This window comes from Leucobacter sp. NPDC077196, assembly GCF_040687075.1.
Lineage (GTDB): Bacteria > Actinomycetota > Actinomycetes > Actinomycetales > Microbacteriaceae > Leucobacter.
Genome location: NZ_JBFBML010000001.1, coordinates 129,607 through 143,855, shown reverse-complemented (window position 1 = coordinate 143,855; position 14,249 = coordinate 129,607). Strand labels below are relative to the sequence as shown.

The following is a 14,249-nucleotide window of genomic DNA, read 5'->3' as shown; positions in this document are numbered from 1 at the left end:
CAGAGACTGGAATCATGAACACTCAGCCAAAAGGACCCCGGATTCTCATCGTCGACGACGAGCCCAGCATCCGCGAGCTGCTCAGCACGAGTCTCCGCTTCGCCGGGTTCGGCGTTCGGGCGGTCGGCAACGGCGCGCAGACGATCTCAGCGGTGCTCGAAGAAGAACCCGACCTCATCGTGCTCGACGTGATGCTTCCCGACATGAATGGTTTCAGCGTGACCAAGCGTCTGCGCTCGGCGGGCTACACGGCGCCGATCATTTTTCTCACGGCGAAGGACGACACCGAAGACAAGGTCGAGGGTCTCACGGTCGGCGGCGACGACTACGTCACGAAGCCATTCAGCCTCGACGAGATCATCGCTCGCATCAAAGCCGTGCTGCGGCGTACGATCCAGGAGGACGAGGACTCGGTGCTCAGCGTCGGCCCCATCACCATGGATCAGGATACGCACGAGGTGACCGTGCAGGGCGCCTCGGTCGAGCTCTCGCCCACCGAGTTCAAGCTGCTGCGCTACCTGATGCAGAACGCGAATCGCGTGCTCTCGAAGGCGCAGATTCTCGATCACGTCTGGGAGTACGACTTCAACGGCGATGCCGGCATCGTCGAATCGTACATCTCGTACCTGCGGCGCAAGCTCGATCCGTTGACCGAAGAGTCACTGATCCAGACGAAGCGCGGCTTCGGCTACATGCTGAAGACCGAAGTCAAGTAGCGTGGCTCGGCCCAACTGGTCGGAGCGTTGGGCCGACGTCTCGCTGCGGGCGAAGATCACCGGTGTCACGGTCTTCATCCTCTTCCTTGGGCTCATAGTGGCGGGCGTCGGTACGCTCGCCGTGCTGCAGCCCATGCTCACCGCGAATCAGACGCAGGCTCTTGAGCGCCTGCGCGACAACCCGGCCCCGGCGCTTCGCCCATATGCGAACTTCAACGGGCTCACTCCTGAAGACGTCACGCAGGCGCCGAGCGGGTACTACGTCGCGTTGCTCGACGCGGATGGCACGGTGACCCGCGACAACACACGCGATCAGGATCCGAATACCCTGCCCGAGGTCGAGGGCGTCACGCTCGACGAGGTGATGTCGCAGTACCAGAACTCATTCGTCGGTCTGCGCGCCGCCGACGGCGTCAAGTGGAACGCGATCGTAAAGCCGATCTACCAGGAGGGGCAGGCGGCGGGAACGCTGCTCATCGCGTCATCCACCGCGCCGGTCACCCAGACGGTGGCGCAGTACATCATCATCTTCACCGGCTTCGGCATCGCCGTCATCTTGCTCGGCGCCGCACTCACCAGGCTCCTCGTCACCGCGACGTTCCTCCCGCTTGCGGAGGTCGAGCGCACGGCGCTCGAGATCGCACGCGGCGATTATTCGAAGCGCATCATGATCTCGAGCCCGCACACCGAGGTCGGTCATCTCGGGCAATCGCTCAACATCATGCTCGATCGTCTCGACGGGTCACTCGAAGACCAGTCGCGCACCATCGAACGCATGCGCAGATTCATCGGAGATGCGAGCCACGAGCTCCGTACTCCACTCGTCTCCGTCCGGGGCTACGCAGAGCTCTACCGCATGGGCGCGTTGCAGGAGGACGAGAACGTCGCCCAGGCCATGGAGCGCATCGAGAAGGAGGCGATCCGCATGACCTCGCTCGTCGAGGATCTGCTGGCGCTCGCCCGCCTCGACGAACGACGGCCGCTCGCGCTCGCCGCGCTCCCGCTGAATCAGCTGGCGACCGACGCAGCGCTCGATGCCCGAGCCCAGGCCCCGGACCGCGAGGTCAGCGTGATTGCCGACCCGGCAGAACCGACCGTGATCGGCGACGAGCACAAAGTGCGCCAGCTCATGACGAACCTGCTCGGAAACGCGATGCGGCACACGCCCGACGGCGGTCCGATCGAACTCGTCGTGTCGACTCCGGCTCCCGCGCCCGGCGCGAAGTCGTTCGCACGATTCGAGATCGTCGACCACGGCGAAGGCGTACCCGAGCAGATCAGGGACAAGATCTTCGGGCGCTTCTGGCGCGCCGACACCTCACGCAATCGCGAGACGGGCGGCTCGGGGCTCGGCTTGGCCATCGTCAAGTCCATCGTCGATGCGCATGGCGGCAGGGTGAGCGTGCACGAGACCCCCGGCGGCGGGGCGACGTTCCGGGTCGATCTGCCGAGCGCCGCGATCAGCGACGACACGGTACCGGTCCCCCGCATCTCGTAGGCGCCGCGCCCTGCCCGGTCCCCTCCGTACAGGGGATTCATCGTCACGCAGTGCTCCGACTCGCGATTCGACCCGCGCGAAGCCGAATCCCCTGCATGGAGTGGGCGCGGCAGGGCGGGCGCAGCAGGGTGCGCACGGCAGCTGGCGCGAAAGCGAGGCACCCACAGAACCCGCCCCGCATTGCCTGGCTCCCTACACACGCGAACAGGGGCCGCGTCCGAAGACGCGACCCCTGTTCGGGTATCTCTGTTGGAGGCTGAGGACTTAGAAGTCCATGCCACCGGTCGGATCGCCGGCGGGAGCGGCGGAAGCCGGCTCCGGCTTGTCGGCGACGACAGCCTCGGTCGTGAGGAACAGCCCTGCGATCGACGCGGCGTTCTGCAGCGCCGAGCGGGTGACCTTCGCCGGATCCAGGATGCCCTGGGCCACGAGATCGCCGTACTCACCGGTCGCGGCATTCAGGCCGTGACCGATCGGGAGGTTCGCGACGCGATCGGCCACAACGCCCGGCTCAAGGCCAGCGTTGAGCGCGATCTGGCGCAGCGGAGCCTCGATGGCGGTCTGCACGATCTTGGCGCCGACTGCCTCGTCTCCGAGCAGCTCGAGGCCGTCGAAGACGTCCTTGCCGGCCTGGATGAGCGCGACGCCACCGCCGGGCAGCACGCCCTCGTCGACTGCAGCCTTCGCGTTGCGCACTGCGTCTTCGATGCGGTGCTTGCGCTCCTTCAGCTCGACCTCGGTCGCAGCACCCGCCTTGATGACGGCGACGCCGCCTGCGAGCTTCGCGAGGCGCTCCTGCAGCTTCTCACGGTCGTAGTCGCTGTCGGTGTTCTCGATCTCGCGACGGATCTGCGTGACGCGGCCCTGGATCGCCTCGTCGTCGCCGCCACCCTGAACGATGGTGGTCTCGTCCTTGGTGATGATGACCTTGCGGGCGGTGCCCAGCATGTCGAGCGTCGCGTTCTCGAGCTTCAGACCGACCTCTTCCGAGATGACCTGACCGCCGGTGAGGATCGCGATGTCCTGCAGCATTGCCTTGCGGCGATCGCCGAAGCCCGGAGCCTTGACGGCTGCCGACTTGAAGATGCCGCGGATCTTGTTGAGCACGAGCGTAGCGAGAGCCTCGCCCTCGACGTCTTCCGCGAGGATCAGGAGCTGCTTGCCCGACTGGATCACCGGATCGACGACGGGAAGGAGGTCCTTGATGTTCGAGACCTTGCTGTTGACGATGAGGATGTAGGGATCCTCGAAGACTGCTTCCTGGCGATCCGTGTCGGTGACGAAGTACGCCGACAGGTAGCCCTTGTCGAAGCGCATGCCCTCGGTGAGCTCCAGCTCGGTGCCGAAGGTGTTCGACTCCTCGACCGTGACGACGCCTTCCTTGCCGACCTTGTCGATCGCCTCGGCGATGAGCTGACCGATCTGCTCATCGGCTGCCGAGATCGATGCGGTCGCCGCGATCTGGTCGGTGGTCTCGATCTCCTGAGCGTTCTCGAGAAGCTTGGCGGAGACAGCTGCAACAGCCTTCTCGATGCCCTTCTTGATCGCGATCGGGTCGCTGCCGGCCGATACGTTGCGGAGGCCCTCGCGCACGAGCGCCTGAGCGAGCACGGTCGCGGTAGTGGTGCCGTCGCCTGCGACGTCGTCGGTCTTCTTCGCGACCTCCTTGACGAGCTCGGCGCCGATGCGCTCGTAGGGATCGTCGAGTTCGATCTCCTTGGCGATGGAGACGCCGTCGTTGGTGATCGTGGGGGCACCCCACTTCTTCTCCAGCACGACGTTGCGGCCACGCGGGCCGAGCGTCACCTTCACAGCGTCAGCGAGCGTGTTGAGACCCCGCTCGAGTCCACGACGCGCTTCCTCGTTAAACGCAATGATCTTTGCCATGTATTTCGCCCCTCCGGAGGTGTTCGATGTGGTGAGCATCGTGCCGACGCGTGGCGCCCTCGCACGAATGTTTAGCACTCAGTCGGATCGACTGCTAACTCTCATTTTGGCACTCTGACCCGGCGAGTGCAAGCGTGTCTGCTCGCGCGGAGCGAACACTGCGCGAATGCTCGACCACCATCGGGTGTTCGCCGGAGAAACAGGGAAACGCAGGGCGAAACGTGCGGGGAACCCGCGACGAACGTCCGAATACCCCGCTGCAATCCCGGAGGTTACTGAACTGCGGCGTCGCCGGTACCCTGATCGACCGGCGGAATGTTCACCGGGTCTGTGGGCAGCCCGGTCGCAGGGTCGATGGGGAAGCCGGTGCTCGGATCGATATCCCATCCCGTGGCCGGGTCGATGTCGAGTCCGGTCGTGGGATTGATCTCGAAACCGGTGACCGGGTTGATCTCCGGATCGGCCGCGGCACCGTCGGCGTCGGTTTCGGCTTCCGCATCGCTCGCGTTGTCGGCGTTGCCCTCGGTGATCTGCGCGGCCTCCTCGAGACCCGGGCCCGTGTAGTCGGCGCCCAGCAGCACGACGAGGCGCACGCCGTACGATTCGTACTCCGCCGAGGTGTACGTCGAAACGCCGCCGAGCTTTTCTGCGAGTCCGGCGGCGGCCGCTGCATCATCAGGATCGGAGTAGAACACCGCCGAGATCGCGACGTCCGTCGTCGCAGCACTGCCAGAGAACTGAATGGTGCCCCACTGCTCGGCCGTGACGATCTGATCGAGCGCAGCGGCGAGGTTCTCCGTCTGCGTGCCGTTGAGGATCGCGATCGTGGCTTCCGGGTCGAGTTCAGCTTCGACCGTCGGCGCCGCAGAAGACGAGGAGTCTCCTGGTGAGGTGAGCGGCAGCTTTCCGCTGCCGCCGAAGTTCTGCACCGCGAGAATACCCACGGTGGTGAGCAGAGCGAACCCGAGCAGGCCGGCGATGAGGTACTGCCAGATGTAGCGCGGGCGCGCGGTGACGCGGTGGGCTCCGACGCGTCCGGTATGACGAACGCGATCGAAGCGATCTTCCGGGTACGACTGACGGGCAGAGGGATGACTGATCCCGTCCTCGGTCGGTCGCGCCACGCGGTACCCCTTCAGATGTCGCCGATATGCAGGTGAACTCGCGCACTGCGAGATATTTCCACACTACCGTGGCGGACCTGCCAGAACGGTGACAGCCTCAGAGGGCGCGTCGAGGAATCACAACGGGTCTGCCGGTATCGGGATCCGACAGCACTCGAACCGGGGCCCCGTAGACCTCGGAGATGCGCTCCTCGGTGAGCACGTCTCCCGGCACTCCGCGTGCGACGAGCGCGCCGTTGGCGAGAATCGCGACCTCGTCGGCGTACGCTCCGGCGAGCGACAGGTCGTGCAGCACGACGATCACCGCGCGACCGCGCTGAGCGAGCTCGCGCGCGATCTGCAGCACCGATTCCTGGTGCTTCAGGTCGAGGGCCGCGGTCGGTTCGTCAAGCAGCACGACCTTCGTCTCCTGTGCCAGCACGCGAGCGAGCGACACTCGGGCCTTTTCTCCACCCGAGAGGTGCGGGAAGCCGCGCTGAGTGAGGTGCCCGACATCCGCCGCGGAAGTCGCATCCCGGATCGCGCGCTCATCGTCGTCCGATTGCGGCGTGCCGATCCAAGGCGCGCGCCCCATATCGATGACCTGCTGCGCCGTGAACGAAAAGGCGACCTGATTCGCCTGCAGCAGTACCGCACGCGCACGAGCCAATTCGCGCGCCGGCCACTGGGCGAGCTCGCGCCCCTCGAACGAGACCGACCCGCTCGACGGTGCGATGTCACCGGACAGCACGCTCAGCAGCGTCGATTTACCGGCTCCGTTCGGCCCGACGAGGGCGAGCACTTCTCCGTAGCGCACGCCGAGCGTGACGTCCGTGAGAATGGGGAGCGATCCGACGTGGTAACTGACGCCGGTGACCTGCTGCGCGATCTCGCCGCTCCTTTGCGAAGGCAACGGATGCGGCACGCGGGAAGATGCGGAGTTCTCGAGGCTCATGCCCACCCTCCCGAACGGCGGCGATTGCGCCTGATCAGCCAGAAGAAGAAGGGCCCGCCGACGAGCGAAGTCAGCATGCCGATGGGCAGATCCGCCCCGTCGACCAGAGTCCGCGCGAGCAGATCGGCGTAGATCAGCAGCACGGCGCCTCCCAGCAAGGAGCAGACGAGCAGCAGCCGGTGCGCTGGCCCGAGAATCATGCGCATGAGGTGCGGCACGACGAGACCGACGAACGAGATCACGCCGACGAACGCGACGCCGACCCCAGTAAGCAGCGCGACGAGCACGATCGACACGATGCGCAACCGCTCGACGCGCACCCCGAGGTGAGCCGCAGTGCGGTCTCCGAGCGACAGGAGATCGTATTGCTGTGCGAGCAGGATCGCTACGAAGGCGGCGACCGCAGCGACGACCGCCACGATACCGACTTCGTTCCAGCGCGACCCGTTGAGCGAGCCGAGTTGCCAGAAGACGATCTGCTCGCGGCTCGCGGTGTCTCCGATGAAAGTGAAGAGCGCGAGGCCCGCGCCCGCGAACGCGTTGATGGCGACGCCGGTGAGCAGCAGCGTCACGATCTCGGTGCGTCCCTGCGCACGCGCCGTGAGATACACGATGAAGGTCGCCGCGAGGCCCCCGAGAAACGCGAAGACCGCGATGGTCCAGCCGCCGAAGGCCGTGATGCCGAGAGTGATCGACGCCGATGCACCCAGCGCCGCGCCAGAGGAAACGCCGACCACGCCGGGCTCGGCGAGCGGGTTGCCGAAGATCGCCTGCATGACGGCGCCAGCGACCGCCAGCGCAGCGCCGACGAGGAGCGACATGATGACTCGAGGAAAACGGATCTGCCAGAGCGTTCGGTCCAGGAGCTCATCGGTCGGCGCCCACGCATTGGCGATTCCGAGCCTGCGCAGCACCGACCCGACCACTTCCGTCGGTCCGATGGAGAGCTGACCGAGCCCCGCGGAGAGCACGATTCCCACGATCACGAGAATCACCGCCGCAATGATGACGATGGCACCGCGGCCTGCGCTGCGGCGGCCGAGGGTACTCTGTGTGGCGTTCGTCACGTGATGCTTTCTCTGCGCTGGTAGGTGCCGGTGCAGCCCGGAACCGGGGTCGACACGAGCCCCTATTGTATCTGCGTTCGCCCCACCGGGCGTCGCCCGCTACTGTGCCTCGGGCGCGTAGATGGCGCGCGCGAGTGCGTCGAGAATGTCGGCGGAACGGGGGCCGAAGGAGAGGACCGTGCCGTCCTCCATATCGACGAAGCGGCGGTGCTCACCTGCGGTGGTCACGGCAATCGCCGGCTTCTCCTCGAGCAGACCGTCGACGCCCCCGACCGACTCGATCCCGTGCGACATCACCAGAATGAGATCGGGGTTCGCCTTCACGAGCGCTTCGTCGGTCATCGGCTTCATGCCGTCCCAGCCCATATCGGTCGCCACGTCGATTCCGCCGACCCCCTCGATGAGCTGGTCAGCGCCCGACTCCTTGCCGAAGAGATAGTAGACGCCGGCCGATCCGCGAAGGTACACGAAGGCGATGCGCAGTTTATCTTCCGCCGCCGCAGGCGCGATCTCGGCAATCTCAGCGATCTTCGCGTCGACGTCGCTCGCGATGCGTTCCGCGAGCTGCTCTCCGGCTTCAGGGCTTCCGTAGATCGCGGCGACCTGGCGGGCGAGAGCTTCAGCACCGTCGAACGACGGGTCGTTCTTCACGAAGACGACTTGGATGCCCACGTCTTGCAACTGCTCGATGACGTCTCGCGGGCCTACAGATCCATCGGTGATCACGACGTCGGGCCGCAGATCGATGATCGCCTCGGCATTCACGGTGTGGCCACCGCTCGTTACGCGAGGCAAGTCGGCCAAGCTCTCGAGCGTGGTGGATTGATCGACGCCGACGAGGCTTTCGGCGTACCCGAGCCCGGCGACGGTGACCGAGATGTTGCCGCCGAGATCGGCTGCGACCACCTTGTCGGTCCGTTCGACTGTCACGTCGGTGCTCGAACCGTCAGTGGCATACGACGGCACCGTGGCGGGCAGTGTCTGCGTTGGGTTCTCTGCGACGGGTTCGATGTCGGAGTGGTTCAGAACGGCGGTTGACGGCCCCTCGTGCGCCTTGGGATCGTCAAGCGTTGCGAGTTCGGCGAGCGGCTTCGTCGACGGCGCCAAAGGAGCATCGCCGCCGGTCGTGTCCGACGCGGTCGCGCACCCGGCGAGGAGCAACGAGCCCGCTATCAGGGTCGTGAGGCCCGCCGCGATCCTGCGTCGCATCAGCGGTCTTCTCCGAAGAGTCGGTCGTTCGCAGCGGTTTCTGACGACGTCGCCGAGGGCTGCGCCGATTCGGCGATCGGCGCAGCAGCAGGCTTGCCCTTGCGCCCGGCGAGCAGCATGCCACCGGTCACTCCGATGACGAGGATCGCGATACCGCCGATGATGATCGGCATCCACGGGATCGCCGCGGGGGCTGCCGCCGGAGCCGCGCTCTCCGCGGTCTGCGCCGTCTCCGGTGCAGGAATCATCTCATCCGGCTCGGCATCAGCTTCTTCGGCAGCGGCGCCGGCGGCGCCGGCACCATCGCAGCTCGCGAACTCCAGGTTGAGAGCGATGGGATCGAGTTCCGAGCCGGCCTCGTAGAACCCGGCGAACGCCTTCGCTCCCGTGTTTGTGAGGGTGGCCGGCAGCGCCTCAGCGACGAGCGCGTTGTCGGCGACGGGCAGCTGATCCGGAACGATCACGTCGCCGACCCACTCCTGCTGCGTATCGATGGCGACCTCTCCCTCCATGTCCGTGCTCCGAGCGTCGAGCAGCAGAGCCGCCTTGCCGTCGCCCTCGAATTCGAGGGTCGGGTTCGCGATGGTCAGGTCGAGTACCCCGTCGTGCCCGGTGAAGTTGACGCTGCCCGTGAACGAAATGCTTCCGATGCCGGTCGATGGGTCGATACTTCCCGTGGCTCCGCTCCAGGTGAACTGGGGTGTCTCGTAGGTCGCCCCATCCGCGGTCTCCCACGATCCGTTCGCGATACTGCCGCTGATGTACGCGCGGAAGCTCTCTTTCACGCCCCATGACAGGTCGCCACCCATGACCTCGCAGGTGCCTGCTGCGCCCTCTGCACGCACCGGTTGCGCCTGCGCGGCGGTGGGAGCGAGCAGGAGCCCGCCGATGATCGCGGCGCCTGCGAGCAGTGCGCCGGAGCGGCGGATTCGGGCGTTCACGGATGAGCCTCCTAGAGATGGTGGGGTGACAGAGGAAGAGTGGATCGCTAGGCCGAGTTACGACGCTGGCGGATTGTGAGCAGCGTCATGCAGGCCGCGATGACGGCGAGTGCGCCGGCGCTGGCCCACCACTCCCAGAGGGCCATGCCGCCCGAAGCGGGAATGAGTGCGCCCGTCGTGACGCGGCTCTCCGCAATACCGTCGGCGAGGGCCTGTGTTTCGACTTCAGCCGACTGCGCAGATTTCTTCTTCTTCGGCTCGACGATATCGATGACGGCGCCCGCATCGGTGCTGCCCTGAATGGTGATCGTGTGCTCGCCTCGCACATCCTTGGGCAGGGTTCCCGACCAGCGCACGACGCCGTTCTTGTCGGCGGTGGCCGCGTCGTCGAGCACGATCGGGTCTGAGTAGAGCACGACCAGCACGCCCTCGTCGTCGGGGTCGAAACCAGACGCCTCGATCTCGATGCGGCCGCCCGGCTTGATCTTCTCGGGGTCGGTGAGCACCGTCACACCGGTAGTCGTCGGCGCCGTGTCGGCTGCGGTGTACTGCTTCTTGTCAGGGCTCGAAGCGACTGTGGTTCCGAAGGACACGCCACTCGCTGCGCCAACCGTGAACGTCACAGGATCAATACCAAGCGATCCTCCGGCACCGCCGCTTCCCCCGCTGATCGAGCCGCTCACCGGCGCGCCGCTCCAAGTCACTTCTCCGTTTGCGCCGATCGATTTGCTTGCGGCACCCAGATTTACTGCATACGAGCGCCCTGACACCTGCAGTGTGGCTGCACTTGCACTCGTCACTGTGATTGATGGATTGGAGAAGACCTCGTTCATCAGTCCCTTATGGGCGGTGAACGTCACGATGCCCGAAAACGGTACGGACCCAGTCTGAGTCTCCTGACTCCAATCTCCACCAGCGGCCTGCGGGAAAGTGAAGGATCCCCCGGACTTGCCAACGCCGCTCGTCAGAATCTTTCCGCCTGACTTACCACCAGGGCGGTTTGGATTCGTTGTGTAATCCGCAAATGAGCTTGAGATCCCCCACGTCAATGAGCCAGCTGTGACACCACTTCTCGTCGGGGCAGGCGCAGGAGCCGGCGCACCTGGCTTCGCTACAGCCTTTGTTCCCTGCAAAGCGTCCCATTGCGAATTACTGATGTCCAAGTCAGCTCGCCCGTAGATGGAATCCTTCGTCGGGTTGCTGTGCGATTTCCAGACGAGTACTTCGTACTTGCTGGATCGCTTCAGGCTTTCTTTCGGCGTCAGGAAAGTGAAGACTCCCGTCCCGTTCTTCACTTCCGGCTCATAGAGGAAGTCAGCATAACCGCCGTCTTGGGTCAGCGAGGCTTCAGTGCCTCGTTCGATGATCGCCACGTACACACGATCACTGGGTAGCCCTGTTGCTTGAATTTTCGAGCTGAGCCCTTCAGGCGCCACCTTCAAATTCTTCACGACAACCTTTCCTGGTGTCGGAAGTCCAAAGATCTTATTCCAGTGCTCTGGTTTCACCGAGAGCGCTTGTCTCACAGCAACACCACCGGTCTCATTATCTTGGAACACCACCACGTCGTATGACAGCGATCGGTCGAGCTTCGCTTTGGGTGCTACGAGATCGACAGCGATCTTGCCGTTGGCTTCAGTACCTGATGTGGCTTCAGCGATGGCTCCGGTAGTAGCGCCGCGTTTCACCAGCGCGACGGAGATCGCGTCTCCAAACTTCTCGCTCGTGAAGTTCTCGCCCTCGACAGAAACGACCATTCCTGATGCATTCGCTGCAATGCTCAACGAGTTGAACCGAGGAGTAGAGGCGGGAATAAGAACATCCCAGTCGATCTGCACGGAAGCTCGCGCATAGATAGTCGCATCTGATGGGTTGCTGCGAGAAGGCCAAGTGATGACCTCGTAGTTTTCGTCCCGGTTGAGTTCGGCCACCGGGACGGTCAACGTTGAGGCAATCTTGCCATCCACAACTTCCATAGAAACTGCGTTATCGCCCTGTGCGACGTCAGAGAGGTCAGCTCCCACCACGGAAAGCATCGCGTACACATGCGGCTTCGCCTGCCCGGGGAGCTTCTGAACTTTTTCGAATCCAGTGCCCGTAATCCCGACAACGAGGCTTTCATTCGCCACTTCTCTGGACTCAACAACAAGCGCGGGAGCAGTAGCCGTCGGGTTCGCCTTCGATGAAGGAAGCGGGTCAGAAACCGGGTCCATCGGTTCCGGGAGAACATTACCGCTCAACTGAGTATCGACGTTCTCGGGATCCAGTGGCTGAGCGGGGATTTCGGTCTGCAGCGACACCCTTCCGAGCAGATTCTCGGTCCCTAACGGCTCGTCTGCTGGCCAGGCTACGATGTCAGTTTCGCTCGCAGAGCGCGTCGAATCGTTGCCCAGCCAGAGCTGGCCTTCAGGCACAACAAACTCGCCGTTTTCTGAAACTGACGACGATGTGACGGAGCCCTCGAGATGCGGCACATCAATCGTCTGTTGACCGTGGTCAACAAGCGCAATTGAGATGCGTTCCGGAGAAGACATCTCGTTATTCAGCCCTGTGGCACCACTGCCCGTAATCGAGAAGTTCAGTCGGTTGTCGGCCGATACAGCGGTGACCTCCAAGTTCACCGGGTGAGAAACCGAGCCGCCGTTCGTGGGCGCCTCGAGCACTCCCTGAGAAACGGCGTCTGCAGCGAACGCAGGGCTCCCTCCCCAAACCAAGGAGCCCGCGATCGCGATTGCGCTGAAGAGAGCGATCACTCCACCGAACGGTCGACGGTAAAACGACGAATGCACAGCTACTCCTGACAATTAACGACGCGGGTCGACGGGGCTCGCAACACTCCCGCCGACCCTCATCACACTTCTTACCGCACTTAGCGGTTCACTCGACGCCGCATTGTGACAACGCAAGCACCCGCGATGAGCGCGAGCAGTGCCGCAATGGTGACTCCTGCAAGATCTTCCCCGCCCGTGGATGCGAGCTGATCACCAGCTGTGTTTGCGGCTCCTGCAGAACTGACGCCCTGAGGGTTCTGTGAGCTTGCGCTGGATCCGTTGGCGTTTACACCCGACGCATCAGCCACCGGTGCATCTGCTCCTGTGCCAGATCCGTCGGCTCCTGATCCAGCGGTGCCAACTGCAGCTACTTCGACGACAAAGTTCACAGCGGTCTCGGTTCCCGTGGCTGTGGTGAAGATTGCCGTGTGCTCACCTTCGAAACCATCAGGCACCACGAACTCGAACGCCGCAAATCCGTTTGCTCCAACGGTCTTCGTACCGAGGTAGGTTCCGCTCATCGCGGCCTGCAGAGAGATTGTGTCGGCGTCATCCCCTTCTGGCTCCGATCCCTCTCCTGGCTCCTCGGGAGCACGCACCGGGTCGATTACCCCGTTTACATCGGTGCCCACTGCGAACTCGCCGACCTCGAAGCGAACGTTCGCTCCCGGTTCAATCTTCTGCTCGCCATTCAGAATCGTGGCTGTTGCCGAATCATGATCAACTGTCCGGATCTCAACAGTTCCCTCAGAACCGAGATAGTTGGAGTCGTTTGAAGTGAACACCGCACGAACAACATGAGTGTCTTTATTCAGCGCCGGGGTCTTCTCGGAGGTCGCTGCTCCATCAATGACCGGAACCGTAGTTCCAATTTGATTATCATCGACGAAGAACTCGACCGAACCCGAAGCGCTGGGTGATACCTCTGCCTTCAACGAGGCGGAAGTGCCAAGCTCCAGGGTTAGTGGAGCAACCAGTGCAGTGACAGTTTTCGCCTTCTCGACGATAAGAATGACACCGTCAGATTCCGACTCTTCATAGTTTGAATCAGCAGCCGGCGTGAACTTTGCGGTCACATCGTACGTGTCGGCGTTCAATTCAGCCACTGCGATTGACGCACTGCCGTTGACAGCCTTGGCGGTCCCGACCGAATGTTCCTCTACAAAAAACTCAACCGTTCCTTCTGCGTCCGGCGTGATTGACGCTTGAAGTTTCGCCTCAGCACCAAACACCGTCGTGGCAGGATCGCTCAATTTGATCGAAGTCAGCGCCTTCTCGACGTTCAGAGAGCGGGCCTCCGATCCGGAAACTTTGAATACCTTGCTGTTCTTCGGCGTGAAACGCGCTGTGATCTCGTGCGTGCCCGAGCGGAGTTCACTGGTGCTCAGGCTCGCGCTGCCAAGCAGTAGCGTCTGAGGATCTCCCACCTGAACCTGATCGGCGTAGAAGGTCACGGTGCCTTCTGCGTTCACCGGAGTGACCGTTGCTGACAGCTGAACTGCATCGCCAAAGACGCTTTCGGAGGGCGCATTCACCGCGACCGAAGTGTCTTTCGCGGGTGCAAAGCTCAGCACGGCCTTTGCATCCTGACCGCGGTCGGCCATTGCCGTGTGATTAGCGGACGTGAAGACCGCCGTTGCCGAGGCATCCAATGCCTTCACACTGAACGCGGTGGAAAAGTGTCCATCTGCATCGAACTGAAGGGGCTGGGGAGTTCCGTCCCGCTTCACTGCGCCGTGCTCGTATACGACAACCGCGCCATCGCGGCAGCCCATGGCATGCGCGAACAGATCAGTCGGCAGCTCAGTGTCCGAGCAAAGGAACACGTAGATCGCCTGCGCCGGGTTGTAGCCGCTACCGGTTACTGTCACCGACGCCCCTGCGGGATCAAGCTCGGCTGAGGGTGATACCGAAAGCTCGGGCGTGTACTCGATCGGGAATACGACGTCCCACTGCTCCGAAGTCACCTCCAACTTCGTGACCGCATAAATCGTCTCGCTCGATGGGAACGACATATGCTGCCACGCCACCGCCTCATAAGACTTCGAACGATCAAGGTCGCTCGCGTCAATCGTCAACGAAGTCGTGCCGACGCCAGCAAC

The 14,249-nt window shown here is 63.5% G+C and carries 10 protein-coding genes; 2 read left to right on the top strand and 8 right to left on the bottom strand.

Going from position 1 to position 14,249, the window contains the following annotated elements:
* Positions 1–14: 14 nt before the first annotated feature.
* Positions 15–716: a response regulator transcription factor gene (locus AB0O71_RS00580; RefSeq protein ID WP_010156155.1), complete on the top strand. Its 702-nt coding sequence runs from the start codon at positions 15–17 to the stop codon at positions 714–716.
* A gap of 1 nt (position 717) precedes the next feature.
* Positions 718–2,214, top strand: coding sequence for a HAMP domain-containing sensor histidine kinase (locus tag AB0O71_RS00575; RefSeq protein ID WP_363740704.1), 1,497 nt, complete (start codon positions 718–720; stop codon positions 2,212–2,214).
* Positions 2,215–2,478: 264 nt separating this feature from the next.
* On the opposite strand, the gene groL is transcribed toward AB0O71_RS00575, so the two are convergent.
* From groL to AB0O71_RS00535, 8 genes are all read right to left on the bottom strand, one after another.
* Positions 2,479–4,101 carry a chaperonin GroEL gene (gene groL / locus AB0O71_RS00570; RefSeq protein WP_363740702.1) on the bottom strand — a complete coding sequence of 541 codons (1,623 nt, stop codon included), beginning with the start codon at positions 4,099–4,101 and terminating at the stop codon, positions 2,479–2,481.
* A 272-nt stretch (positions 4,102–4,373) separates the two neighbouring features.
* On the bottom strand, positions 4,374–5,225 hold the full coding sequence (locus AB0O71_RS00565) for a LytR C-terminal domain-containing protein (RefSeq protein WP_363740700.1): 852 nt from the start codon (positions 5,223–5,225) through the stop codon (positions 4,374–4,376).
* Between the two features lie 97 nt (positions 5,226–5,322).
* Positions 5,323–6,159 (bottom strand): heme ABC transporter ATP-binding protein, encoded by an 837-nt coding sequence (locus tag AB0O71_RS00560; RefSeq protein WP_363740698.1) that lies wholly within the window; start codon positions 6,157–6,159, stop codon positions 5,323–5,325.
* On the bottom strand, positions 6,156–7,226 hold the full coding sequence (locus AB0O71_RS00555) for an iron ABC transporter permease (RefSeq protein ID WP_363740696.1): 1,071 nt from the start codon (positions 7,224–7,226) through the stop codon (positions 6,156–6,158). Before AB0O71_RS00555 ends, AB0O71_RS00560 begins: the two co-directional genes overlap by 4 nt.
* A gap of 99 nt (positions 7,227–7,325) precedes the next feature.
* Positions 7,326–8,435, bottom strand: coding sequence for an ABC transporter substrate-binding protein (locus tag AB0O71_RS00550; protein WP_363740694.1), 1,110 nt, complete (start codon positions 8,433–8,435; stop codon positions 7,326–7,328).
* Positions 8,435–9,376 carry an HtaA domain-containing protein gene (locus AB0O71_RS00545; protein WP_363740692.1) on the bottom strand — a complete coding sequence of 314 codons (942 nt, stop codon included), beginning with the start codon at positions 9,374–9,376 and terminating at the stop codon, positions 8,435–8,437. Before AB0O71_RS00545 ends, AB0O71_RS00550 begins: the two co-directional genes overlap by 1 nt.
* Before the next feature lie 47 nt (positions 9,377–9,423).
* Positions 9,424–12,165, bottom strand: a complete 2,742-nt coding sequence (locus AB0O71_RS00540; protein ID WP_363740690.1) for an HtaA domain-containing protein — start codon at positions 12,163–12,165, stop codon at positions 9,424–9,426.
* 80 nt (positions 12,166–12,245) lie between these two features.
* A partial coding sequence (locus AB0O71_RS00535) for an Ig-like domain-containing protein (protein ID WP_363740688.1) occupies positions 12,246–14,249 on the bottom strand: 2,004 nt, incomplete at its 5' end.